Annotated in this window: 18 protein-coding genes; 3 read left to right on the top strand and 15 right to left on the bottom strand. The window is 72.5% G+C overall.

Annotated elements, in window-relative coordinates; all coding sequences use genetic code 11:
• The first annotated feature begins 162 nt into the window (after window positions 1-162).
• Entirely contained in the window at window positions 163-630 is a 468-nt protein-coding gene (locus ABZ016_RS34810; protein ID WP_356920705.1) for an ATP-binding protein, read from the top strand.
• Between the two features lie 12 nt (window positions 631-642).
• Here the strand turns inward: ABZ016_RS34810 and argF are convergent, their stop codons facing one another.
• From argF to ABZ016_RS34755, 11 genes are all read right to left on the bottom strand, one after another.
• The gene (gene argF, locus ABZ016_RS34805; RefSeq protein ID WP_356920704.1) at window positions 643-1,650 is read right to left on the bottom strand and encodes an ornithine carbamoyltransferase; all 1,008 of its coding nucleotides are present in this window, start codon (window positions 1,648-1,650) and stop codon (window positions 643-645) included.
• Window positions 1,651-1,747: 97 nt separating this feature from the next.
• Window positions 1,748-2,971, bottom strand: coding sequence for an arginine deiminase (locus tag ABZ016_RS34800; RefSeq protein WP_356920703.1), 1,224 nt, complete (start codon window positions 2,969-2,971; stop codon window positions 1,748-1,750).
• 109 nt (window positions 2,972-3,080) lie between these two features.
• On the bottom strand, window positions 3,081-4,769 hold the full coding sequence (locus ABZ016_RS34795) for an HEXXH motif domain-containing protein (RefSeq protein WP_356920702.1): 1,689 nt from the start codon (window positions 4,767-4,769) through the stop codon (window positions 3,081-3,083).
• A 96-nt stretch (window positions 4,770-4,865) separates the two neighbouring features.
• On the bottom strand, window positions 4,866-5,102 hold the full coding sequence (locus ABZ016_RS34790) for a hypothetical protein (RefSeq protein ID WP_356920701.1): 237 nt from the start codon (window positions 5,100-5,102) through the stop codon (window positions 4,866-4,868).
• Window positions 5,103-5,199: 97 nt separating this feature from the next.
• Window positions 5,200-6,327, bottom strand: a complete 1,128-nt coding sequence (locus ABZ016_RS34785; RefSeq protein ID WP_356920700.1) for a caspase family protein — start codon at window positions 6,325-6,327, stop codon at window positions 5,200-5,202.
• Window positions 6,324-7,499 carry a hypothetical protein gene (locus ABZ016_RS34780; protein WP_356920699.1) on the bottom strand — a complete coding sequence of 392 codons (1,176 nt, stop codon included), beginning with the start codon at window positions 7,497-7,499 and terminating at the stop codon, window positions 6,324-6,326. The genes ABZ016_RS34785 and ABZ016_RS34780 overlap by 4 nt, the downstream gene beginning before the upstream one ends.
• A 124-nt stretch (window positions 7,500-7,623) precedes the next feature.
• Window positions 7,624-12,117, bottom strand: coding sequence for an FxSxx-COOH system tetratricopeptide repeat protein (gene fxsT / locus ABZ016_RS34775; RefSeq protein ID WP_356920698.1), 4,494 nt, complete (start codon window positions 12,115-12,117; stop codon window positions 7,624-7,626).
• A complete protein-coding gene (locus tag ABZ016_RS34770) occupies window positions 12,117-13,208 on the bottom strand; it encodes an AAA family ATPase (protein ID WP_356920697.1) in 1,092 nt (363 codons plus the stop codon). The genes fxsT and ABZ016_RS34770 overlap by 1 nt, the downstream gene beginning before the upstream one ends.
• Before the next feature lie 16 nt (window positions 13,209-13,224).
• Window positions 13,225-14,742: a hypothetical protein gene (locus tag ABZ016_RS34765; RefSeq protein WP_356920696.1), complete on the bottom strand. Its 1,518-nt coding sequence runs from the start codon at window positions 14,740-14,742 to the stop codon at window positions 13,225-13,227.
• A gap of 91 nt (window positions 14,743-14,833) precedes the next feature.
• Complete coding sequence (locus ABZ016_RS34760; protein ID WP_356920695.1) at window positions 14,834-17,428, bottom strand: polynucleotide kinase-phosphatase; 2,595 nt, start codon at window positions 17,426-17,428, stop codon at window positions 14,834-14,836.
• The gene (locus tag ABZ016_RS34755) at window positions 17,425-18,888 is read right to left on the bottom strand and encodes a 3' terminal RNA ribose 2'-O-methyltransferase Hen1 (RefSeq protein ID WP_356920694.1); all 1,464 of its coding nucleotides are present in this window, start codon (window positions 18,886-18,888) and stop codon (window positions 17,425-17,427) included. Before ABZ016_RS34755 ends, ABZ016_RS34760 begins: the two co-directional genes overlap by 4 nt.
• A 160-nt stretch (window positions 18,889-19,048) precedes the next feature.
• On the opposite strand from ABZ016_RS34755, the gene ABZ016_RS34750 reads away from it, so the two are divergent.
• Window positions 19,049-19,861: an SAM-dependent methyltransferase gene (locus ABZ016_RS34750; protein WP_356920693.1), complete on the top strand. Its 813-nt coding sequence runs from the start codon at window positions 19,049-19,051 to the stop codon at window positions 19,859-19,861.
• Between the two features lie 22 nt (window positions 19,862-19,883).
• On the opposite strand, the gene ABZ016_RS34745 is transcribed toward ABZ016_RS34750, so the two are convergent.
• Window positions 19,884-20,807, bottom strand: coding sequence for an LLM class F420-dependent oxidoreductase (locus ABZ016_RS34745; protein ID WP_356920692.1), 924 nt, complete (start codon window positions 20,805-20,807; stop codon window positions 19,884-19,886).
• Window positions 20,808-21,046: 239 nt separating this feature from the next.
• On the opposite strand from ABZ016_RS34745, the gene ABZ016_RS34740 reads away from it, so the two are divergent.
• Complete coding sequence (locus ABZ016_RS34740; RefSeq protein ID WP_356920691.1) at window positions 21,047-21,226, top strand: hypothetical protein; 180 nt, start codon at window positions 21,047-21,049, stop codon at window positions 21,224-21,226.
• A 104-nt stretch (window positions 21,227-21,330) separates the two neighbouring features.
• Here the strand turns inward: ABZ016_RS34740 and ABZ016_RS34735 are convergent, their stop codons facing one another.
• The 3 genes from ABZ016_RS34735 to ABZ016_RS34725 form a co-directional block, all read right to left on the bottom strand.
• Window positions 21,331-21,801 carry a DUF6099 family protein gene (locus ABZ016_RS34735; RefSeq protein WP_356920690.1) on the bottom strand — a complete coding sequence of 157 codons (471 nt, stop codon included), beginning with the start codon at window positions 21,799-21,801 and terminating at the stop codon, window positions 21,331-21,333.
• A 179-nt stretch (window positions 21,802-21,980) separates the two neighbouring features.
• A complete protein-coding gene (locus ABZ016_RS34730) occupies window positions 21,981-22,307 on the bottom strand; it encodes a nucleotide pyrophosphohydrolase (RefSeq protein ID WP_356920689.1) in 327 nt (108 codons plus the stop codon).
• Complete coding sequence (locus ABZ016_RS34725) at window positions 22,300-23,523, bottom strand: ATP-binding protein (RefSeq protein ID WP_356920688.1); 1,224 nt, start codon at window positions 23,521-23,523, stop codon at window positions 22,300-22,302. Before ABZ016_RS34725 ends, ABZ016_RS34730 begins: the two co-directional genes overlap by 8 nt.

Here is a 23,523-nt window from a genome sequence, read left to right as displayed (position 1 = left end):
TCCGTCACAGATCATCCACACCGGCGTAACGGCGGGCGCAGCCGTGCGCGGCACCGCGTTCACCTGGGTAAGCCGTGCGGCAAGGGGGCCGACGGCCCCCTACGGTGCCCCTCGGTCGCGTCCGAGAAGTGGCCCCGTACCATTCATAAGGTTGAAAGCAGGATGTCCTGCTCCATGAACGGACCCGCCGTGTACGAACTCCCCCCAGCCCCCGCCTCCTGGCGCGTCGCGCTGCCGCGGACCGCCGCGGCCGTGCCGGTGGCCCGTGCCCTGGTCCGTACGGCGCTGGCCGAGCGGGAGCACGAGGCCGACTGCGACACCGCCGAGCTGCTCACGGCGGAGCTGGTGGCCAACGCCGTGGAGCACACCTCCGGCGAGACCCCGATCGAGCTGGTCGTGGAGCTGATGGCGTCGGGCTGCCAGGTCGAGGTGCACGACACCGACCCGGCGCCACCCGGCAACCTCACCTGTCCGACCATCGCGGCGCCCGACCCCTGGCAGGAACACGGGCGCGGTCTGCTGCTGATCCGCGCCCTGAGCTCGTCGTGCGGGCACCGCCCCACCGAGTCCGGCAAGGCGGTGTGGTTCAGGCTGCCCGTGGTGCCGGCCCAGCGGCGCCCTTCGGCCTGAGGACCGCCGGGTTCAGCCGAGCGTCGCGACCAGGACGGCCTTGATGGTGTGCAGGCGGTTCTCCGCCTCGTCGAAGACGACGGAGTGCGCCGACTCGAAGACCTCGTCCGACACCTCCAGGTACGACAGGCCGTGGGCCGCGTGGATCTCCTGGCCGACCTTGGTGCCGAGGTCGTGGAAGGCCGGCAGACAGTGCAGGAACCTCACGTCCGGGTTGCCGGTGGCGCGCAGCACGTCCATGGTCACGGCGTACGGGGCGAGGGCCGTGATGCGCTCCTCCCACACCTCCTTCGGCTCACCCATGGAGACCCAGACGTCGGTGGCGACGAAGTCGGCGCCACGGACGCCCTCGTCCAGGGTCTCGGTGAGCGTGATGCGGGCGCCGCTGGTATCGGCGAGCGCGCGGGCCCGGTCGACGACCTCCTCGGCCGGCCAGTACGCCTTCGGGGCGACGAGACGCACGTCCATGCCGAGCAGGGCGCCGGTGACCAGGTAGGAGTTGCCCATGTTGAAGCGGGCGTCGCCGAGGTACGCGAAGGTGATCCCGTCCAGCGGCTTGGCGCAGTGCTCCGTCATGGTCAGCACGTCGGCGAGCATCTGGGTGGGATGCCAGTCGTCGGTGAGCCCGTTGTAGACGGGGACACCGGCGTACGCGGCGAGCTCCTCCACCTTCCGCTGGCTGTCGCCCCGGTACTCGATCCCGTCGTACATCCGGCCCAGCACCCGGGCGGTGTCCTTGACCGACTCCTTGTGCCCGATCTGCGAGCCGGACGGGTCGAGGTACGTCGTCGAGGCACCTTGGTCGGCGGCCGCGACCTCGAAGGCGCACCGGGTGCGGGTGGAGGTCTTCTCGAAGATCAGCGCGATGTTCCGGCCCCGCAGGTACTGGGTCTCGGTCCCGGCCTTCTTGGCGGCCTTCAGCTCGGCGGCCAGCTCGACCAGACCGCGGAACTCCTCCTCGGTGAAGTCCAGCTCCTTGAGGAAGTGGCGGCCGGCGAGGGCGGTCGGGACTGTCGCCATGGGGGCGCTCCAGGGATGCGGAGGGGGAACAAGACTCCTGGAATACTATACGAAGCTCAGCATGCCTATACGGAGGCGGTTCCGGGGGCCGTCCGCGCTATACCGGCTCCCTCTCGACCGGGCAGCTCATGCACCGCGGCCCGCCCCTCCCCCGCCCCAGCTCGCTCCCCGGGATCTCTATCACCTCGATGCCCTGTTTGCGCAGGTGGGTGTTGGTGGTGGCGTTCCGCTCGTAGGCGACCACCACACCGGGTTCGACGGCCAGGACGTTGCAGCCGTCGTCCCACTGCTCGCGTTCGGCCGCGTGCACGTCCTGGGTGGCGGTCAGCACCCGGATCTCGTTGAGGCCGAGCGCGGCGGCGATCGCGCGGTGCATGTGCTCCGGCGGATGGTCGGTGACCTTCAGCTCCTTCTCGCCGACACCCGGCTCGATGGTGTACGAGCGGAGCATGCCGAGGCCCGCGTACTGGGTGAAGGTGTCGCCGTCGACCATGGTCATCACGGTGTCGAGGTGCATGAAGGCCCGCCGCTTGGGCATGTCGAGGGCCACGATCGTCTCGGCGGAACCGGCCGCGAACAGCTTGTGCGCGAGCATCTCGACGGCCTGGGGCGTGGTGCGCTCGCTCATCCCGATGAGGACGGCCCCGTTGCCGATGACGAGCACGTCCCCGCCCTCGATGGTGGACGGGTAGTCGGCCTGTCCCTCGGACCACACGTGGAAGGCGTCGTCGCGGAACAGCGGGTGGTGGCGGTAGATCGCCTCGAAGTGCACGGTCTCGCGCTGCCGGGCGGGCCAGCGCATGGCGTTGATGGAGACGCCGTCGTAGATCCAGGCGGAGGTGTCACGGGTGAAGAGGTGGTTGGGCAGCGGGCCCAGCAGGAAGTCGTCCAGCTCCATGACGTGGAAGCGCACCGACGTCGGCTCCGGGTGCACGTCCAGGAACTCGCGCTTGGTCATGCCGCCCACCAGCAGCTCGGCCAGCTCCCCCGCGGGCAGGTGCTCGAAGGCGGCTCTCAGGTGGTCGGTGGCGAGTGGGCCGTACTCCTTCTCGTCGAAGACCCGGTCCAGGACGAGGGTTCTGGCCGCCGGGACCTGAAGGGTCTCGGCCAGCAGGTCACCGAAGAGGTGGACGGTGACACCGCGGTCGCGCAGCACGTCGGCGAATCCGTCGTGCTCGGCGCGGGCCCTGCGCACCCACAGCACGTCGTCGAAGAGCAGCGAGGTCTTGTTGCTCGGGGTGAGCCTTTTGAGCTCGAGATCGGGCCGGTGCAGGATGACGCGGCGCAGCCGCCCGGCCTCGGAGTGGACGTGGTATGCCATGCCTCCATCCTGACCATCGAAGCGCCCGTTGACGCGCCGCTCGCACGTTTCCGCGGACTCTTGTTCGCGTCCGCCTGACGACAACGCCCCGGAGGAGTACGTCCGCGGTTCAGCCGCTCGGCAGCGGCTGGAGCAGTTCGGGCCTGGCCAGCATGCGCCGGGTCTCCCGGCCCGGGTCGTGCGCGGCCCGGGCGACGATCCACCCGGCCAGGGCGTGCGGCTCGGCGGGATCGGCGGCCAGCCGCTCGGCGTATCCGGTGAGCGCGGCGGCCGTGTCACCGGCGGCAAGGTGCTCGTCGGCGGTGTGCGGGGCGACGGGGCGGGTGGCGAAGGCGTGGGTGCGGACGTCGGACCAGAAGGTGCGGTCGAGGCGGAAGCGAGGCCCGTCCGACGCCGCTTGTGCCGCGGGGTCGACATTGCGCAGCCGCCACTCGGTGCGGTGCAGCGCGGCGGCTGTGCGGGCCCGGGTGAGGGCGCCGTGCGGGACCGGCTCACGCAGCCAGCCGTCCAGTGTGCGGGCGAGGCCGGACACCAGGGCCCGGCCCTGCGGGGTGAGCCGGCCCTCCGCCAGCAGGGTGCGCACCACCAGGCGGCTCTGCAGGCGGCGCAGGGCGAAGTGGTACCCGGCCGTGTCCGCCGTCCGGTCGTCCTGGGCCCCGGCCAGCCGGTCCCGCCAGAAGCCGGCGACGCCGGTGAAGGCGTACACGCCGTGCAGCAGGCCGGTGAGGTGGCGGGGGTCGGTGCGCCAGGGGGCGTAGTAGCGCTCGGCCCGGTCGTCCTCCAGCAGCGGAAAGAGGTGGAGGAGGGCGGCCAGCTTGCTGTGCTGGAGCTCGTGCACCAGGGTCTCGGCGAGGGCGAGCGGGGACGACGGGCGCACGATGAGCATGCCGCCGAAGGAGTCGCCGCTGGACGCCGACACCTGGACGAAGGGCGGCGGGGGCGGGCTGGCGGCGGTGCGTCCGAACGGCACGATCGCCCGGATCATGGCGGGGTCGACCCGCCCGGGGCCCGGCCCGTCCGGATGCGCGAGGAGCCGCGCGGCCTCGCCGAACAACCGCTGCCACTCCCGCACCTCCTCCTCGTCGAGCCGGGCGGGGGGCAGGTGGTCGTCGAGATCACGGTAGGGGTCGAGGTCTTCGAGGACCACGGTGACCGGGGCCCCGCCGTCGGGGCGGGGGTGGGTGAGGGCACGCAACGGGAGCCAGGTGCCGGTGTCGGCACGCTGGGTCAGCGGACGGCAGGTCACCCGCACCGAGCCGGTCGTGCGGCCGGGCCCGGTGACCGTCAGCTCTCCCCCGGCCGTCGTGGCCCGGCCGAGCGCCAAGCCCTCCTTCCCGTCGGGGAGCCGGACCATGCCGAGACCGGGCAGGGGCAAGCGCCCGCCGGTGAGGGGAACGTCGAGGGCCGCCTCGGTGCCCGCCTGGACGGAGGCCGAGAGGGCCAGCGCACTCAGGTGGCCCGCCTCCACCCACAGCGGCGGCCCGGTCGCCGTGCCGTGCACCCGGCGCAGCATGTGGGAGATCCAGCCGCCGGTCGCCGGGGCCAGCAGCAGGCGTTCGACCGGCTCGGGCGACTTCCCGGCCGCCTCCTTGAGCACCCGCCAGGCTTCGGAGACGGGGGCGAGCGGGGTGGGCAGGGCGGCGAGATCGTCGAGGAGGGTGCGCAGGAGCAGCAACCGCCGGGCACGTTCGGCCCGTTCGAGGAAGGCGACAGCCGCTGCCGAGCCGCCCCCGGCGGCCAGCTCCGCGAAGAGCCGGTCCGGCATGCGGAAGGGAGCGAGGTGCTGCTCGCTGGTCATCGTCGCGGACCTCCGGTCGGGATGGTGGACATGCGCGCACCCCGGTGCGCGTGCGGGTGTCGCACCGGGGTTCTGCCGTCGTGACGCGGGCGGCGGCTAGTCGGCTCGGGCGCCCTGGCCTCCGCCTTCGCCGCTCCGCATGCTGCTGCGGGCGCGCAGCACCTCGGTCAGCAGGCGCGTCGTGGGGGGCAGGGTGGGGAGACCGTCCACGGCGCTCAGGGGCAGCGCCGCGAGGTCCGCCAGATCGGATTCCCAGACATCGGTCCCCACGGCGGCGACGACCGGTTCAGGTGCGGCGGCTCCGGTGCGGCACAGAGCGGGCGGCTGGTCCAAGATGCTCCCCCTTCTCGCACGGTGGCACGCGATGCCCCGTGTCTTTCCATCATGGCCAATACCCCCCGGGGCGAAAACCGTACGATCACGCCACTGATCATCGCCGGTCACGTCGGCGCGCCGACGTGGACGCCAACTCATCCAGTGCGGCGGCGAGTTCGTCCCTCAGTGCCGGATCGTCATCGACGGACACCACGGCGTCGAACAGGTCCCGCAGTGCCTCCGGGTCCCGCCGGGCGAGCCCGCCGAGGAGGTTGACGACGTCGGTACGCGCCCTGCTGTGACGGCGGAGTACGGCCGTGACACGGGGGTTCAGCGAGGCGACGACCGTCTGCCGTTCGTCGGGGTCGTGCATCAGGGGGTAGGCGAGGAGGGCCTCCACCGCCCGCTGCAACGCCGCGAGGGGGCGTGGCGCGACGGGCGGCCCGGCCGGGGGCAGGGTCTCGGTGCGGTCGGGGCCCTGGAGCCGGATCTCGGGATGCTGAAGAGTACGGCCCTCTTCCCTGAGGGCAGCGATGCGCGCCCGAACGGCCGGAAACAGTTCCTCCGGATCGGGCGGTGCGGGCAGCACGGCCGCCCGGTCGGCCAGCAGACCGAGCAGGACGTCGGAGAACAGGCCGGTGGCCCGGACGGGATCGTTGGCCGCCGCTCTGCCCCGGCCGGCTGCGCGCAGCACGGTCTGCCGGTGCGCATGGTTGGGCCGGCCCACGGGCAGGGCGTCGGCGGGCAGCGCCTCCTGGAAGGCGAGGTCCTCCTCGAAGGTCTCGCAGGCGTCCACGATCCACAGCTGCTCGCGCAGACCGGGCACGGCGTCCCCCGCGTACCGGGCGAGCGCGGAGTCCAGGTCGACGCCGACCTTGTCGGCGACGCCCGCGTCCGCGCAGAACAGCCGGAGCCTCCCGGCCCGGTCCAGCACACCGTGCCCTCCCCACCAGACCCACAGCATGTCGCCCTGGACCGGGGACAGTTCGCGGACCAGGACACGACGCAGGGTCGCCCGGTCCGCGCTCTCGAAGGGGACTCGTGGATCGTAGGAGGGCAACGGCGCGAGGTGCAGGCGCAGTTGGGATTCGGGCACCCCGGCGTCCCGCAGCAGCCGCCAGAACCGTACGGCGTCCCGGGCGGGTCCGGGAAGGCTCCAGGCGTCACCGGCCTCGTACGCCTCGATCCCGACGACGAGGGCGTGCACCCGGGCCGGGTCGACCGGCGGCGTCGGCCCGGTCACGGCAGGTGGTCCACGATGTGGCGGTACACGGCGGGGTTCGTCCAGTAGGCGCTGTGCGCGGCGGGGAACGGCTGGCCGCCGTCGACCGCGACATCGGTGACGCGGCCCGGGAAGAGTCCGGCGCCGAGGTAGCCAAGCAGGTCGCGCGGGTCGTACAGGTTCAGCCAGGCGGGGACGTATGAGGGCAAGGGCGCGGGGTGTTCCAGGGACGGCAGGGAGCCGGACTCATAGAGGAAGGGCCCCTGTGAACCCACTGTGACCAGGAGCCCGGCCTGCGGCAGCGGGGCGGAGATCAGCGTGTCGAGGGCGATGATGCCGCCGAGGCTGTGGCCGACCACGGCGACGGGCGGCTCCAGGCCGGCGACGAGGGCGCGCAGACCGTCCCGGAAGGCCGCGCCCCGGCTCAGGTAGCGCAGGATGTCACCGGCGGCGGGGTGAGTGGCCTCGGTGAGTGCACGCCGACGGCGCTCGACGGCGCGCGAGGCCACGGCCCCGGCCGTCCGCAGCAGGTAGGAGCGCAGCCCGCGCTCCGTGCCCCGGGCCGGTGCCCCGAGGCCCTCGGAGATCCGGTCGGTGACGGCGTCACGGGTCTCGCCGACCGGCACCAGCGGGGAGTCGGCGTCGAGGGCGTCGGCGATGAGGCGGGCCGTCAGGGAGCGGGCGGCCAGAACGGCGAAGTCCGCCGGTCCGAGGGCGTCGGCGGCGGGGCCGAGCAGGGGGTGAGCGGCCAGGTCGGTGGCGGCCCGGGCCAGCCCGGGGCCCAGTTCGGCGGCGGGCGCGTCCCCTTGGGCGGCGAGTGCGGTGAGCAGCGCCCGTATCCGCTGCTGCGGCGGTGCGGAGCCGGGCGGTCGTTCGACGGCCGGGCCGGATCCGGCGGCGGCCAGGGCCAGTTCGGCGTACGGGTCGTCGTAGAGGACTGCCCATGCCGCGGTCGTCCCGCCGCTCGGGTCCGGCCCGACGGGGCCCTCTCCGAGACCGCGTGTGGTGCCGGGCCGGGGCGGCAGGCTCGCTCCGTCCGCCGCGAGCGTGGCACCGTGTGCCGCGCCCCAGTAGTAGGGCAGGACGCGCAGCCCGCCGCGCTGTGCGGCCAGTCCGGACGTCACGCGTCCCAGCAGCGCGGAGAAGCCCGGCTCGCGGACCCCTGTCCCGTGGACGAAGACGACCGCCGTCATGAGCCCCCCGCGACACGATTGCCCTCTGATGCCAACTCACCACTATGACGAGGGCGTTGAAGGAACGCAATCAAAGAGGCCCGCCACCCGGGGGGCCGGGCGGCGGGCCGTTCGACCGTCCGCGTCACATGGGCATGGGAGCGAGGTCGCATTCGATGCGGCGGCGCTGGCGGGCGGCCTGGAGCCAGGGGTGGTCGGTGCGCAGCACCGCGGCGAAGCCCTCCACCGCCTTTCGCTGGAGCACGTCCGCCTCGTCGGCCCGCCCGAGTCCCCGCAGATCGAGGGAGAGGTTGGAGGTGCAGGAGAGGGTGAGCGGGTGATCGTCGCCCGCCACCTCGGTGAGCAGCGGCAGATTGGCGGAGTCGATGGCGTGCGCCCGCTCGAAGTCGAGCCTCGCGTAAGCGGTGTTGGCCTGGCCGATGCCGACGGTGAGAGTGATGATGTGACGCGCCCCGACGGTGTCGCCCAGCCTGCGCACCACGTCGTCCTCCAGCTCCTGCGCGGTGTCCAGGGAACCCAGGGCACGCTCGGTGGCGGCCAGGTTCGCCCTGGTCACCAGGGTGTGCGCGTGATCCCCGCCCAGGCGCCGCACCAGCCGCGCCACGGTGGACTCGGCGATGCGCTTGGAGCCTTCCAGGTCCCCGGCCAGACGCCGGTCGACGCAGACGTTGGTCGCCGTGGTCAGCGAGTCCATGTGCTCGTCACCGTAGCGGGACTTGAAGTTGCGCAGGGTCTCCTCGGCGAGTTTGGCGCCTTCGGCGAGGTCTCCGTCCCTGCGGCGGCAGACACCGAGGTCACGGGCGATGCGCAGGGTCAGCGGGTGCTTGTCACCGAGCGCGGTGAGCGCCCGGCGGTAGACGTCCTCCTGCCATTCGCGCGCCTCCGGGTACCGGCCCGCCTCCCGCGTGTCGATGCCGACGCAGTGCAGGGTGTTGAGCGTGAAGAAGCTGGCGTCGCCGAGCAGCAGGTCGCGCTGGCGGGCGGTCTCCTGGTCCAGCGGCAGCGCCTCCCGGAACTCCCCGCACAGTCTCAGGTCGACGCCCCAGCTGTGGCTGCTGCGCAGGGCGGCGGGATCATCGGGGCCGAACAGCGAACGGGCCAGTTCCGTGGCCTCCTTGCCCAGGTCCCGCGCTTCCTGGAACCGGCCCTGGTACCGGTGGGCGTCGGACATCTCGCACAGGGAGTCGATCAGTTCCTCCGGCTCGACCTGTACCCGGCGGGAGACCTCCAGCGCCTTCTCGGTGAGCGGGATCGACTCGGCGATCTGGCCGACCTGGCGCAGGAGGAAGCCCAGGCCCTTGGTCATGCGGATGACATAGATGTCCTCCTCGCCGGAGGCGGCGAGCCACGCGCTCCAGGCCTGCCGGCCGAAGACCGCGGCACCTTCGTGGTCACCCCAGTAGTAGAGGAACCACATGGTGTCGTAGACCAGGTCGCGCACATAGGGGTCGGTACTGGTCACCGCCTGGGAGGCGAGGACGTGGGGCAGCAACGCCTGGTAGTCGCGCCACCCCTGGGAAGCCCCGTAGGAGCCCCGATTCGCGGCGGACAGCAGCTGGTGGGCGGCGTCCCGCATTCGCTCGCGCTCCTCCTCGCTCAGCTTGGCGAGGAGCACGGTCTGGAGAAGACGGTGCATCTGCAGGGTGCCCGCGCGCGGGTCGACCTTGATCAGGGAGAACTGGCTGAGGTCGCGGATGCCCCGGTTCAGTTTGATCGGCTCGCGCAGCATCGGGTCGATCTGCGGCGTGATGTTGACGCCCCGGCTGCTCCGCAGGATCGACCTCGGGATCGGCTCGGGGGCCATGCTGGCGCAGATGTCGAGAAGCTGACGGGCGCCCGGGTTGTTCTCCCTGATGCGCTCCAGGGAGATGTCCCAGGCCGCGGCGACGGAGACCGGATAGTCGGGGCTCTGCTCGATCTCGAGGATCTCCGGGCTTCGCTGGGCGAGCAGGTCGAGGTACTCGTCGACCTCCATGCCGGTGACGCCGAGCCAGGCGCCCGCCTGCTCCACGGCGAGCGGCAGGTCGCCGAGCGCCTCGGCGAGCCGGTCGGCGTCCTCCCGGGGCAGGTCCTGGGCACGCTTCTGGAGCAGCTCGATGGACTCGTCGCGCTCGAAGACGTTCACCGGCAGCGAGCTGGCCACCCGTTCCCAGCCCCGGTTCCGGGAGGTGACGATGACCTTGCCCGGCCCGTTGTGGGGGAAATAGCCGCGCACCGCGTCGATGTCCTCGGCGTTGTCGAAGACCAGCAGCCAGTTGTCGTACGGCGTTCCGGTGCGCAGCGCCTCCAGCACGGCGGGCACGGCGGTGTTGGCCGCGGCGGCGCCCAGGCTGTCCTGGCCGGACGGGGCGACGCCCAGCTGGGAGGCGAGGGAGGAGAGCGCGGCCAGGATGAGGCTCTCGCGCTCGGCGGGGATCCAGCAGATGATCCGGTAGTCGCGCTGGTGGGTGTAGATGTACTCCAGCGCCAGTTGCGACTTGCCCACCCCACCGAGGCCGTGCAGGGCGTTGGGCAGCACGGCTGCGGTGTCCTGGGCGGCGAGCTGCTCCTCCACGGCCCTCAGCAGCGCCTGGCGGCCGACGAACGAGGTGTTACGCATGGGGACGTTCACCAGTAGGGCCGGCGTCGCGGTCGTGGTGCTCTGCATGAGCGGCTCTGCCTCCGGGGTCTCTTGTCGGTGCGCGCCGGCCGTCTCAGACGGCGCGGATTCTCCAGTCAGATCGGAATTTCCCGAATCCGGGTCACTGCCCGCTGGGCTGGATGGAGTCGTATCGCCCGGGTTATTCACCTGTGGGGGTGGATGTGCGGACGCACTGGTCTCGACCTGTACGGTTGCGGCGGGGACGTACCTGGACAGGTTCGGTTCGATGCGCCTGGCCCGCTCGGAGTAGGGGCCCGACAGGGCTCGCATCACCGCCAGTTCGCTACGCGCCCAGCCGCGTTCGGCGGGGTCGGGCAGCCTGGTCCGCAGCGGGTCGTGCAGGGCGGCCCGCAGGGCGACACCCCGCTCCCCGGCGGCCGGCAGCTCGCCCACCACGCTGACGGTGTGGGCGAGTTGGCTGCGCGTGGTGGTCGCGAGCAGCGCCTCGCGGACGCCCTCGGCGAACTCGGGGCGCCCTTCCTCTCCGCCCTCCCAGTCGATCAGCCCGCCCATGAGGATCTCGGCGAGGTGATCGGGACCGGTTTCCGGCATGACGCGTCGCCGCAGCTGCTCGACCAGATCGAAGTCGAAGGGAATGGCCGCCAGTTGGGTGGCGAGCCGACGGGCTGAGGGGGTGGCGAGGCTGAAGAAGCGTCGTACGGCGGCGGTGGCGGCGCGTGGGAGGCGCGGGGCGCGCAGCCCGAGAGCGGGGGCGCCCTTGCTCAGGGCGCCCGCCAGCACCACGGGCAGCGAACGCCGTACGCCGCGCCCACCGGTGACCAGATCGGACCAGGCGGCGAGGGAGGCCGGTTTCAGGGAGAGCACCGGGACGGCGACGGAGCCGTCGCCCGCCTCGGGCAGCGGCCGCATCGGGTCGGGGCCGCCGGGCGGCGCCCAGTGGCCGAGGCCGTCGTTGGGGGCTCCGAAACCGCCGGCTTCCAGGACGGCCGGGTACGGGTAGAGCGAGGAGCGGTGGCGCAGATGGGGCGGCAGCAGGTGGACGAGGGCGGTGGGACCGGCGTGGGCGAGACGGCCGAGGAGTTCGTCCGCGGCGGTGGCGGCCCAGCCGTGGGCGAGTCCGTCGGTGACGACGAGGAAGATCCGGCTGCCCCGGCCGTCGAGCAGTTCGGCGGGGTCGGCGACGGCCCGTCCCGTGGACCAGCGCAGGGTGGCGGTGCCGGTGCGCGGCACGGTCGCCCGGAGAGTGCGCACGCTCCGGAAGGCCCCGCTGTGCTCGGCGGCACGGGCCAGGCGCGCGGCGCTCTCCTCCCAGATCCGCATGGTGGGCGCGTCGTCGAGCAGCAGCACCAGGTCGAAGGCGGAGATCCGGGCGGGCCGCAGGAACGGCATCCACAGCCCGTCGACGAGGCCCTGTTCGGCGGTGGTCTCCTCGTCCAGTTCCAGGTGGTCGCGGGACGGGATGCGGCGGGCCAGATGGTGCAGGGCGCGCGCGAGCAGGGCCGTGACGCGGCCGGGGCCGGACGGGTCGGGTTCGGGCCGGGGCAGCAGCGGTGGCCCGAGGTGCAGGGTGAAGCGGCCTTCGGGGTGGGGTAAGAAGCGGTCGGCGGCCTGGGCGGCGGTGCGGTCGGCAGAGGGGGCCGGTGCGGCGGGGGCGCGGTTCTCCGGCGGGGGCGCGGGGCTCGCGTCCTCGTCGTCGGCCGGGGGCGGGCCGGGGAGCGCGTCGTGGGTGATCGGCGGCCGGGCCGGGCTTCCGGCCTCGTCGTCCTGCGGGCGTTCCACGGCGACGGCCGGTGCCTCCTGAGGTGCGTCGCCGGAACCGCCGTACCGGCTGCGGTGCGCGGCGAGCCATACCGCGTCGGCGAACTCCTGCCAGCGCGGTACGAAGTGATCGGGAGCGGCCGGGACCCGGTCTCCGCGCTCGCTCGCGTGGGCGAGCGGCTCGGGGTACACCGAAGGAGGCGGCGGTCCCGATGCGGGATCCCCGTCGCCCGGTCCGGATGCGCGCTCCCGGGTCATCAGCGGCCCTTCGCGAGGTCGCGGAGCAGCAGTTCGACGAGCTTACGCCCGTCACCGTCAGCCTGAAAACCACCCGCGGTAGTCATCTGGACAGCGTTGAGCAACTGGTCGAGGGAGTGGACGCCGCCCGCCTGGACCCGTTGAACGAACAGGTCGACGAGGTCTTCGGTGCCTCGCGGCCGGAGCCCCAGGTGGCCTTCCACCATGGCCAGTAGTTGCTCCCGGGTGGGGGTGTGCATCTCCATCGGCAGGCAGCGGCGACGGAAGGCGGCGGGGAATTCCCGCTCCCCGTTGCTGGTGATCACCACGACGGGGAACTCCCGGCACTCGACCCGTCCGTCGCGCACCACGGCCCGGCTTCCGGGGTCGCTGGTGTGCACGCTCGCCGCGTCAGCGGCGTCACGCACCAGCTCCGGAACCTCATAACTTCCATTCTCCAGAACGTGCAACAGGTCGTTCGGCAGGTCGATGTCACTCTTGTCGAGTTCGTCGACGAGGAGCACCCGGGGCCGTTCGTAGGGCAGCAGGGCGGTGCCCAGCGGTCCCAGTGTAATGAACTCGCCTATAACCGGCGCAAGTTGACGATCTTTTGGCATGGTCGACGGGTTGACGGGCTGTTCGCCGTCTTCGAACACCGGCTCCGCGTGAGCCACGTCGCGCAGCCCCGCCTGCCAGGCGGCGATGGCCTGGGCGCGGCCCATGGCGTCATGGACGTACAAGCCGTCCCGCAGGCTGGTGCGGCTCACGATGTTCCATTCGAGTACCCGGCCGAGCCCCAGCTCACGCGAGATCAGGTAGGCGAGCGTCGACTTGCCCACTCCGGGCGGTCCGGTGATCAGCAGGGGGCGGCGCAGCAGCAGGGCGGCGTTGACCGTCTCTATCTGATCCCGGTCGAGCTGGGGCGTGAGGCCGCCGGGCCCCAGGCGGCGCAGCGCGGCCTCGGTGTCGTCCGGGGGTGGAGCCTCGGCCGGGCCGCCGCGGAACCTCCGCCAGGGCGGCGGGTCCGGCAGCACGGGTGGGGCGTCCTGCGGGCGTCCGGTGGCGTGGAAGACGCGCCAGTCGTCCGCGGCCGTCCGTTCCTGTGCGCTCATGCCGAAGCCTCCTAGCTCAGCTGGCGAGACCGCCGGGGTCGGTGGTCTGCATGTCGACGACACGCGTGGGGTCGTCCCATAAAAATCCGACATTTCGAGCAAGGTACTGCACCGCGTCCTCCGCTCCGCTCTCGGCGTTCAGACGCATGCGGTGAATGACGGAAGGCAGCTGCACGGGCATCGTGACGGCCGCGAAGACCGCGGTCACCACCTCGCGCCGCTCCTCCTTGAACACGCCTCTGCGGTCCCAGACGGCCAGCCCGACCCCCTCCGCGATCGCCGCTTTGAGTGCCTCCAGCGCCGGCGCCCCGGTCGGCGCGTCCAACAGCACTGCCGTACTTCTCGATTCCCCGGCGAGCGCGATCTGCCACGCGCGCAGCCGGCGGGCGTCCGCCTCTCTCCAGGAATGCACCGTGATGCCATGCTGCTTCAGAGCCGCCCAGCGCCGCTGCCACTGCTGCCGGACCACGGCGTTGTCCGTACGCATGCGTTCGAGGCTGCGTAGGTGCACCCCGTACCGCAGGCCGAGCGGAGTGGGCTCCCCGTCGCCGATGGCGAACGTCAACCCCGCCACATCGTGGTTCATCAGATCGTACGGAAGGAGGAACTCTATGTACGCAGGCGGTTCCCGGAGTCCGCCCGAGTCCGGTTCGCGCGGCACCAGCCAGAGCCGGGTGCCGCGCCGGAGCGCCTCGTCCACCGCTCGGCCGAGGTCGTCCAGGGGAATCGTGTCCGGCTCGCCGGGGCGTGGGTCCCAGCGGCCCGGGGTGGCGTTGGTCCAGGTCCGCACCACCACGTCCGTGCTGCCGTCCCGGGCCGGCTCCACGGCGACGACGAGGGTGCGGGGGATGTCGGGCGACCACACCACCGCCGCGCGTCTCTCCCGGCGCCGCACCAGCTCCGCGGCCAGGCCCGCGCGCGCGGCCCAGTCGTCGACCCAGGCGGTCAGCGCGAGGCGGTGTTCGACGGTCCGGGCGAGCCGGGCCGCGTGGTCGAGCAGGACGACGACGGGCGGCAGGCCGTCCGCCTGCGCGTTCCACTCGAAGAGGTACGCGAAGAGCTGTTCGGGGGTGAGCCCGTCGGGGAGGTCGAGGCCGGCGAGCTCCTCGGCCAGCCCGTCCCGTAACCGCGCGGCGGGGAGATCGCCGCGGGAGAGGGCGACGCGGGCACTCTTCTCGTCCTCCTTGGACAGCGGTCCGGCCACGGCGGGCACGGGAGTGATCAGCCGTGCGAGCTCGTCTCCGGCCGGAGCGCCTTCGAGGATGCGGACCACTCCGACAAGTACGTGTTCCCCGCCCGCCACGCTCATCGCGGCGGTCACCAGACTCACCACGTCCTCACGGAGCCTGACGCCGCGCACGTCCACCTGCCGGTGGAGCTGGCCTCCCAGCAGACTGGCGAACTGCACCCGGCTCGGCGCGTCCTCCACGCAGCCCAGCTCGCAGAGGACGTCGGTGAGCTGTAACAGCAGCTCGAAATCCGGCTGATGTCCCGATTCGTCCCGGGGCTCGCCGGGCGCCGCACCTGTCTGCACCGACTTTCCCCCTGAGTCGGTTCACCTGCTTGACCGACCAGCGAAGTTAGCACGGCAACCAGCGGTTAACCAGGGACTGTTGGGATCACGGTCACAGCCTCGGGTCCACCGGCTCCGACTCCAGAGCCAGCACGCCGAAGACCGCCTCGTGCACCCGCCACAGCGGCTCACCCTCGGCCAGCCGGTCCAGGGCCTCGAGCCCCAGCGCATACTCGCGGATCGCCAGCGACCGCTTGTGGTTCAGGAACCGCGAGCGCAGCCGGGCGAGGTTCTCCGGGCGCGTGTACTCGGGGCCGTAGACGATCCGCAGGTACTCGCGGCCACGGCACTTGATGCCGGGCTGCACCAGGCGGCCCTCGCCTCCCCCACTCTCGGCTTCGCTCGAGCGGGGGGACCCCCACCGGACCAGCGCCCCGACCGGCTTGACGACCATGCCCTCGCCGCCGCGGCCGGTCATCTCCAGCCACCAGTCGGTACCGGCCCGGACGGACTCCGGGTCAGCGGTGTCGACGTACAGCCGACGTGTGGTCCGGAGCAGGCCGCTGCCGTCGTGCTCGACGAGCCGGTCGAGCAGGGCGAGCTGCTCGTCGTGCGGCAGCGCGGCGAGGCTGCGCCCCTGGACCGCGAGGATCTGGAACGGTGCCAGGCGGACGCCGTCCAGGCCGTCGGTGGTCCAGCAGTAGCGGCGGTACGCCTCGGTGAACGCGGCGGCGTCGGCGGACCGTTCGCCGGTCCGGGTCAGCAGGTCCGTCACGTCCACGCCCCGCGCGGCCGCGCCCCGCAGGGCGGCCAGCGCCTGCGGCAGCACCGCGCCGGACGCGGCCCCCACGGCGGCGTACTGCGACCTGAGCAGCCCGGAGGCCTTGAGCGACCAGGGCATCAGCTCGGCGTCGAGCAGCAGCCAGTCCGTCTCCAGCTCGTCCCAGAGGCCGGCCTCGCCGATCGCCGTGCGCAGCCGGTCGAGGATCTCCTCGGTGAGAGCACCGTCGTCGAGGAACGGTCGGCCGGTGCGGGTGTAGAGGGAGCCGGTCGGTCCGTCCACGCCGAAGCGCTTGCGGGCCGCCTCCGCGTCGCGGCACACCAGAACCACCGCGCGCGATCCCATGTGCTTCTCCTCGCACACGACCCGCGCGACGCCGTCCCGCGCGTACTGGGCGAACGCCTCCGCCGGGTGCTCCAGGTAGCCCTCAACCTGCGAGGTGGCCGTCGGTGCCATCGTCGGCGGCAGGTACGGCAGCAGCCGCGGGTCCACCGCGAAACGGCTCATGACCTCCAGGGCCGCCGCCGCGTTCTCCTCGCGGATGGAGATACGGCCCTGGTGCCGGGTCTCCACGACCCGCCGGCCGTGCACGTCCGCGAGGTCCAGCGGGCGGCCGTCGTGCCCGCCGGGTGCCTCGGTGCGCAGCGGCTTCATCGGCTCGTACCAGACCCGCTCGGCCGGAACGTCGACCAGTTCGCGCTCCGGCCAGCGCAGCGCGGTGAGCCTGCCGCCGAAGACTGCACCGGTGTCCAGGCAGATCGTGTTGTTGAGCCAGGTGGCCTCCGGGACCGGGGTGTGCCCGTAGACCACGGCAGCCCGTCCCCGGTACTCCTCCGCCCACGGGTAGCGCACCGGCAGGCCGAACTCGTCGGTCTCCCCGGTCGTGTCGCCGTACAGGGCGTGGCTGCGGACCCGGCCGGAGGTGCGGCCGTGGTACCTCTCGGGCAGCCCGGCGTGGCAGACGACCAGCCGGCCGCCGTCGAGGACGTAGTGGCTGACGAGGCCGTCGATGAACTCCCGTACCTCGGCGACGAACTCCTCGCTCTCGCCCGCCATCTGCTCGACGGTCTCGGCGAGGCCGTGGGTGTGCTGGACCTTGCGGCCCTTGAGGTGGCGCCCGTACTTGTTCTCGTGGTTGCCGGGCACGCACAGGGCGTTGCCGGACTTCACCATCGCCATCACGCGGCGCAGCACGCCCGGGCTGTCGGGGCCGCGGTCGACCAGGTCGCCGACGAAGACGGCCGTGCGGCCCTCGGGGTGGACACCGTCGGTGTATCCGAGCTTGGCCAGCAGCGCCTCCAGTTCGGCGGAGCAGCCGTGGATGTCCCCGATGATGTCGAAGGGACCGGTGAGGTGGGTCAGGTCGTTGAAGCGCTTCTCGGTGACGACGGTGGCGTGCTCGACCTCCTCGACGCCACGCAGGACGTGCACCTTGCGGAAGCCCTCGCGCTCCAGGTGCCTGAGGGAGCGGCGGAGTTCGCGGGTGTGGCGCTGAATGACCCGGCGAGGCATGTCCGCGCGGTCGCGGCGGGCCGCGTTGCGCTCGGCGCACACCGCCTCGGGCACGTCGAGCACGATGGCTATGGGGAGCACGTCGTGCCGCTTGGCCAGGTCGATCAGCTGCCGCCGGGCGTCGGGCTGCACGCTGGTCGCGTCCACGACGGTGCGGCGGCCCGCGGCGAGGCGCTTGCCCGCGATGTAGTGCAGGACGTCGAAGGCGTCCTTGGTGGCGCCCTGGTCGTTCTCGTCGTCCGAGACGAGACCGCGGCAGAAGTCGGACGAGATGATCTCGGTCGGCTTGAAGTGCCGGTGGGCGAAGGTGGACTTGCCGGAGCCTGAGGCCCCGACGAGCACCACGAGGGAGAGGTCGGTGACGGGCAGCACGCGCCCCTCGGGTACGTCCGTGGCGTTCTGTACGTCGGTCATGCCGCCTTCGCCTCCTTCGGGGTGGTCAGGGTGAACACGGCCATCTGGGTGGGTGGCCCCACCTCCGGGTCGTCGGGGCCGACGGGTTCGAACCCGACGTCGTAGCCGTGCCGTGCGGCCACCGCCTCGGCCCAGGCGCGGAACTCGGCGCGGGTCCACTCGAAGCGGTGGTCGCCGTGCCGGACGTGGCCGGCCGGGAGGCTCTCCCAGCGCACGTTGTACTCGACGTTCGGGGTGGTCACGAGGACGGTGCGCGGGCGGGCCGAGCCGAACACGGCGTACTCCAGGGCGGGCAGCCGGGGCAGGTCGAGGTGCTCGATCACCTCGCTGAGCACGGCCGCGTCGTACCCCTTGAGCCGGCGGTCGGTGTACGCGAGCGAGCCCTGGAGGAGCTTCACGCGTGCGGCCTGCCGCTCCCCCATGCGGTCCAGCTTCAGCCGCCGGGAGGCGATGGTCAGCGCCCGCATCGACACGTCAAGGCCCACGATCTCGGTGAACGCCGGGTCCTTGAGCAGGGCCTGCACCAACTGGCCCTGGCCGCAGCCCAGATCGAGCACCCGGGCGGCCCCGGAGGCCTTGAGCGCCGCGGTGATCGCCTCCCGGCGCTGCACCGCGAGCGGGGTCGGCCGCTCCTCGGTCTCGGTCTCCCCCTCGACCGCGTTGTCGATCTCCTCGACCTCGCTGTCGTCCGTCTCCGCGAGCCGCACCAGCTCCAGCCGCTCGGTCGCCTGCCGGGTCAGCGACCAGCGGCGCGAGAGGTAGCGGCTGGTGATCAGCTTCTGCTCCGGGTGGCCGGCCAGCCAGCCCTCACCGGCGCGCAGCAGCTTGTCGACCTCCTCGGAGGAGACCCAGTAGTGCTTGGCGTCGTCCAGCACCGGGAGGAGGACGTACAGGTGCCGCAGGGCCTCGGCGAGGGTGCGGTCGGCGGACTCCAGTTCGAGCCGGACGTACCGGGAGTCGCCCCATTCGGGGAACTCGGTGTCCAGCGGGACGGGTTCGGCGGTGACCGTCCAGCCGAGGGGTTCGAAGAGCCGTCGTACCAGCGCGGGGCCGCCGCGGGCGGGCAGTGCGGGCACTTCGATCCGCAACGGCCTTGGCAGCGCGGGCAGTTCGGGGCGGGCGTTGCACACGCCGCGCATCGCGCTGGAGAACACGCTGCTCAGCGCCACGGCGAGGAGGGAGGAGGCGGCGTAAGGGCGGTCGTTGACGTACTGCGCGAGTGCCGCGTCCGGGGCGCCGCCGCGGCCCTTGCCCTTGCCGCGCCGGACCAGTGCCACCGCGTCCACCTCCAGCAGCAGCGCCGCCGTGCAGCGTTCGGCGTCCGCCTCGGGATAGAGGACGTGGGCCGTGCCGTAGGAGGTGGAGAACGCCTGCGCCTTCTCGGGATGCTTGTGCAGCAGGAAGCCGAGGTCGGTGGCGGGACGCTCCGGGGTGCCGGTGGTGGTGAGGGTCAGGAACACGGTGGGTCGACCTCGATCACTGGTCTGAACTGCGGATACGCCCACCGTACAGAGCGGGCAGCGGCAGCACCCGGGAATTTTCGCTAGCCTCCCGGTCGACCGGGCGTTCGAGGGGGATTCGGGCGGAGCGCCCACGCACGCACAGATGCGGAGGCCTCACGTGACAGACGCCGGGCGCAGCACCGACCACCTCGACACCGGCAAGCCCCACTCGGCTCGTATGTACGACTACTTCCTCGGCGGGAAGGACAACTATCCGGTCGACGTGGAAGCGGCCGACCAGGTCGTATCCCTCTTCCCGGCCGTCCGTGAAATGGCGCGGGCCAACCGCTCGTTCATGCACCGCGCTTCCCGGCTGCTGGCCGAGCGGGGCGTCCACCAGTTCCTCGACATCGGAACCGGCATTCCGACCGAGCCGAACCTCCACCAGATCGTCCAGGGCGTCGTCCCGCACGCCCGGGTGGTGTACGCGGACAATGACCCGATCGTCCTGCGGCACGCCGAGGCACTGCTGCACAGCACCCGTGAGGGCCGGACCGCCTACGTCTCCGGCGACGTACGGGAGCCGGGGAAGATCATCGCGGCGGCCCGGGAGACCCTCGACTTCGGCCGGCCGGTCGCGCTGTCCCTGGTGGCTCTGCTGCACCTGGTGGGGGACGAGGACGAGCCCCTCCGGATCGTGCGTGAACTGCTCGAACCGCTCGCTCCGGGCAGTTACCTGACGCTCTCCCACGCGACCGGGGACTTCGATCCGGAGACCTGGGAGCGGGTCGTCGAGGTGTACCGCAAGGGCGGGACGACGGCTCAGGTGCGGACCCGCGCCGAGTTCTCGGAGTTCTTCACGGGGCTGGAGCTGGTGGATCCCGGCGTGGTCCTGGCCGCCCAGTGGCACCCCGAGCGGAGTGCACCCGGCCAGGACCGACGCGGGGGTGAGGAGATACCCCTCTACGTGGCGGTCGCCCGCAAGCCGTGACGACCGCCCTGCCGCACCGGCCCTACGACAGCTGCGACTGCACCTGCGAGGAGATCAGCTCCAGGTGGTCGAGGTCGTCCAGGTCGAGGATCTGGAGGTAGATGCGGCTCGCGCCGGTCTCGGCGTAGCGGCCGATCTTGTCGACGACCTCGGCCGGGGAGCCCGCCAGGCCGTTGAGCTTGAGCTCGTCGGCCTCACGGCCGATGGCGGCGGCCCGGCGGGCCACCTCCTGGTCGTCCCGGCCGACGCAGACGACGAGGGCGTTGGAGTAGGTCAGGTCGTCGCCGCTGCGGCCGGCCTCCTCGGCGGCGGCGCGCACCCGGCCGAACTGACGCTCGCTGTCCTCGATCGAGGCGAAGGGAATGTTGAACTCGTCGGCGTACCTCGCGGCCAGCCGGGGGGTGCGGGTGGCGCCGTGGCCGCCGACGAGCACGGGGATCTTGCCCTGCGCGGGCTTGGGCAGCGCGGGAGAGTCCGTGAGGTCGTAGTAGGTGCCGTGGAAGTCGAAGGTCTTGCCGAGTTCCGTCGCCCACAGGCCGGTGACGATCTCCAGCTGTTCCTCGAGGCGGGCGAACTTCTCCTTGGGGAACGGGATGCCGTAGGCCTTGTGCTCCTCCTCGAACCAGCCGGCGCCGAGGCCGAGCTCGACGCGGCCGCCGGACATCTGGTCGACCTGTGCGACCTGGATCGCGAGCACGCCGGGCAGCCGGAAGGTGCCGGCGGTCATCAGGGTGCCGAGCCGGATGCGCTTGGTCTCGCGGGCGAGGCCGGCCAGGGTGATCCAGGCGTCGGTGGGGCCGGGCAGGCCGTCCGCGGAGCCCATGCGGAGATAGTGGTCGGAACGGAAGAACGCGTCGAATCCGAGATCTTCCGTGGCCTTGGCCACGGTGAGCAAAGTGTCATAGGTCGCCCCCTGCTGGGGCTCGGTGAAGATGCGAAGATCCATGTTTCCATCCTGCATGCCGGGGGGCGGGGCCACGAGGCCGGTCCCCCGTGCCGCCCGGTCCCCGGTCGGGTGAAATTACGTCCATACCGCGTGTGCCCCGTGACCGGGCCAGTGACCGGCCCCGGTGGTGATCGTTTGCTCGGGCGGAGCCGGAGCCCCCGGCTTCCGCGCCGGGCGGTGACCGCCGGGGCGTCACCCGCGTCGGCCTCCCCGTGGGGCCATGGGCCGAGGAGGCCGTCATGTCCGAAGAGACCGTGCCGCAGCAGGGCGGGACCGGGCAGCCGAAAGGGCTGTTGCAGCAGATGGAGGAGCTGATGGCGGCGTTGAACGCGGATCTGTCGGCGTTGGACGCGGACCTTCAGGCGGCCGGGGACGCCGGACGGGGGCCGGGCTCCGGCGAGGAGGGGAAGGCCGGCTGAGACCCGTCCCCGGCGGGTGCCCGCGGCGAGCTCGTCACTCCCCTCCGCCCCCGGGGGTCCGTCGGGCAGCGGTCATCCCCCGCGCCCTCCCACGGCTCCCGCCCCTACCCCGCCTCCATCTCGGGCAGTGCCTGCTCCCGGTCGGCGAGTCTGCGGAGCATCTCCAGGACGCGGTCGCGGGACTCGTCCGCCGCGTCGATGGCCTCCATGCACTGCCAGTAGGTGCCTTCGTCGTCCGCGGCGCAGGCGAGGCCGACCAGGGCGATGCCGACCTCGCCGAGGAGACCGCCGAGGCACATCAAGGTCTGACGGGCGTCGCCCAGCTCGGTGAGCCGGCTCGCCCGCAGCTCACCGGGGGCCAGCTCGGGCGGGTCGAGGACGCCGCAGCCACGGCCCGCCAGTTCCGTCAACCCCAGTGCCTCGCCGCGCAGTTCGGGCGGGCCGGAGACAGCCAGCCGACTCCCTATGGCCTGCGCCAGAGCCTGCGCCTGCCACACCTCGGCCAGGATCTCCGGCACGTCGCCGCCCGCGGCCAGGGACCGCCTGCTCGTCACGATGAGCCGCACCGCGTCCATGCGCTGCCCCGTCCTGTCGCGACGCGCTGGGCGCGTCCATCCGCTCGAACTCCCTTGTTCACTACCCAGAGTGAAGGGCTCTGAGACGAAAAGCCAGAGGAAGACGGAAATTAGCGGACAACAATTCGGAATCGGGCCGCATTTTGGTTACTCACTGTACAAGTGGACTGCGCCGCTCCTTAGATGGGGAACCTCCGCTCGTTCCGGTCGATCTTGGCGTCCAGTGCGGCCAGCGGGTCGATGCCGAGCACCTCGCACAGCTGGAGCAGATACGCGAGCACGTCGGCGACCTCGTCGGTGACGCGGTGCGCGGTGTCCGGGTCGGTCATGACGCGGGCCGACTCCTCGGGTGTCAGCCACTGGAAGATCTCGACCAGTTCGGACGCCTCCACGCTGAGCGCGGCGGCCAGGTTCTTGGGGGTGTGGTACGGCTGCCAGTTCCGCGCGGCGGCGAACTCGGCCAGCCGGTGTTGCAGTCCCGCCACGTCCAGGGGTTCGTCAGTCACGGCTCAGGTGTACCACCGTGACGCCCTCCGTCCCGTCGGCCCACGAGGCGTCGCTGACCGCGCCGACGAGCCGGATGTGCCCGCGCTCGCACATCCGGGCCGCCAGCCGCAGCAGTTCGTGCCGCTGCCGTACGTCGAGGTTCCGGTCGAAGCCGTCGGCGAGGACGGTGAGGGTCTGCAGGGCGGCGGGCACCTCACCGGCCGGATCGACCTCCAGGACACCGGGGCCGGTGAAGAGGACCAACGCGAGGGCGAGGTAGCGCAGTTCGCCGTCGCCGAGCCGCCGCAGGTCCGTCGTGGTGCCGTCGCCCCGGTCGAGGGCCGCGCGGAGCACACCGGCCCGGGTGCCGGTACCGGTGCCGTTCGGCAGGGCGCGCTGTTCCGTCACCGGTGCGGCGAGGACGTCCGCCACCGGTCCCGCGCAGCAGGCGCGTACCGCCGCGACGAACTGCGTGTGCCGGCGCGCGCATTCGGCGCGGGTGCGCCACAGGACGTCGGCGAGGTTTCCGCAGCCGCCGAGCAGCCGTCCGGAACCGGCCGGTACGGGGCCGCGCATCCGGGCCGGATCGGGATCGCAGGCGAAGACGGAGCGCAGGGCAACCACCATCTGCTCGGCCGCGGCCAGCACTCTGCGCTGCCCGGGCGTCTTGCCGGCGACGCGCAGCGGCAGCAGGGTCGTACCGAGCCGGTCGTCCGGCAGCGGGCCGCGGGTGACGGGCGTCGGTCCGGCCGTGTGCCAGGCGGCCTGCACGGCGCGCTTCCCGGGGTCGCGCAGGGCGGTCTCCAGCAGGACCAGCCCGTCGGCTGTCAACCGCTCCCCCACGACGCGCAGTTCGGGCTCGGCCTGTACGGCGACGTCGAGCCGGACGGGACCGGCCGGGCCGTCGGCCGTGCACCCGATCCGGAAGCCGCGCCGGCGCTGCGCGTCGGGCCGGGCCCGCTCCGGCACACAGGCGACGGGGTCCGGGAATGCCTCACCGAGCCCGGCACCTCCTCCGAGCCGGGCGAGCGCCTCGTACGCCCGCAGCGCGCTGGACTTGCCGCTGCCGCTGGGACCGGCGAGCAGGGTGAGCGGCCCGAGCGGGAGCACGGCGCGACGGTGGGTGGTGAAGGCGGACAGCCGCAGTTCGGTGATCCGGGGGCGGCCGGGGTGCACGGCGCCGTCCGAGGGCGGGCCGGGCGGTACGAGGGGGGCGGGAGCGGGGGGCTGGGTCAT

Source organism: Streptomyces sp. NPDC006372 (assembly GCF_040612515.1).
In the GTDB taxonomy this organism is placed as follows: Bacteria; Actinomycetota; Actinomycetes; order Streptomycetales; family Streptomycetaceae; genus Streptomyces.
Note: the sequence above shows the minus strand (reverse complement) of the source record. Positions and strands in the feature narration are given on the sequence as shown.

What these genes read in the sequence shown, in the direction of transcription:
- fxsT (WP_356920698.1), bottom strand. Translation starts at nt 12,117, where the DNA reads ATGACCCGGGAGCGCGCATCCGGACCGGGCGACGGGGATCCCGCATCG.
- ABZ016_RS34735 (WP_356920690.1), bottom strand. Translation starts at nt 21,801, where the DNA reads ATGGACGCGGTGCGGCTCATCGTGACGAGCAGGCGGTCCCTGGCCGCG.
- ABZ016_RS34795 (WP_356920702.1), bottom strand. Translation starts at nt 4,769, where the DNA reads ATGACCAGCGAGCAGCACCTCGCTCCCTTCCGCATGCCGGACCGGCTC.
- ABZ016_RS34725 (WP_356920688.1), bottom strand. Translation starts at nt 23,523, where the DNA reads ATGACCCAGCCCCCCGCTCCCGCCCCCCTCGTACCGCCCGGCCCGCCC.
- ABZ016_RS34760 (WP_356920695.1), bottom strand. Translation starts at nt 17,428, where the DNA reads ATGACCGACGTACAGAACGCCACGGACGTACCCGAGGGGCGCGTGCTG.
- ABZ016_RS34780 (WP_356920699.1), bottom strand. Translation starts at nt 7,499, where the DNA reads ATGACGGCGGTCGTCTTCGTCCACGGGACAGGGGTCCGCGAGCCGGGC.
- ABZ016_RS34740 (WP_356920691.1), top strand. Translation starts at nt 21,047, where the DNA reads ATGTCCGAAGAGACCGTGCCGCAGCAGGGCGGGACCGGGCAGCCGAAA.
- argF (WP_356920704.1), bottom strand. Translation starts at nt 1,650, where the DNA reads ATGGCGACAGTCCCGACCGCCCTCGCCGGCCGCCACTTCCTCAAGGAG.
- ABZ016_RS34745 (WP_356920692.1), bottom strand. Translation starts at nt 20,807, where the DNA reads ATGGATCTTCGCATCTTCACCGAGCCCCAGCAGGGGGCGACCTATGAC.
- ABZ016_RS34770 (WP_356920697.1), bottom strand. Translation starts at nt 13,208, where the DNA reads ATGAGCGCACAGGAACGGACGGCCGCGGACGACTGGCGCGTCTTCCAC.
- ABZ016_RS34800 (WP_356920703.1), bottom strand. Translation starts at nt 2,971, where the DNA reads ATGGCATACCACGTCCACTCCGAGGCCGGGCGGCTGCGCCGCGTCATC.
- ABZ016_RS34810 (WP_356920705.1), top strand. Translation starts at nt 163, where the DNA reads ATGTCCTGCTCCATGAACGGACCCGCCGTGTACGAACTCCCCCCAGCC.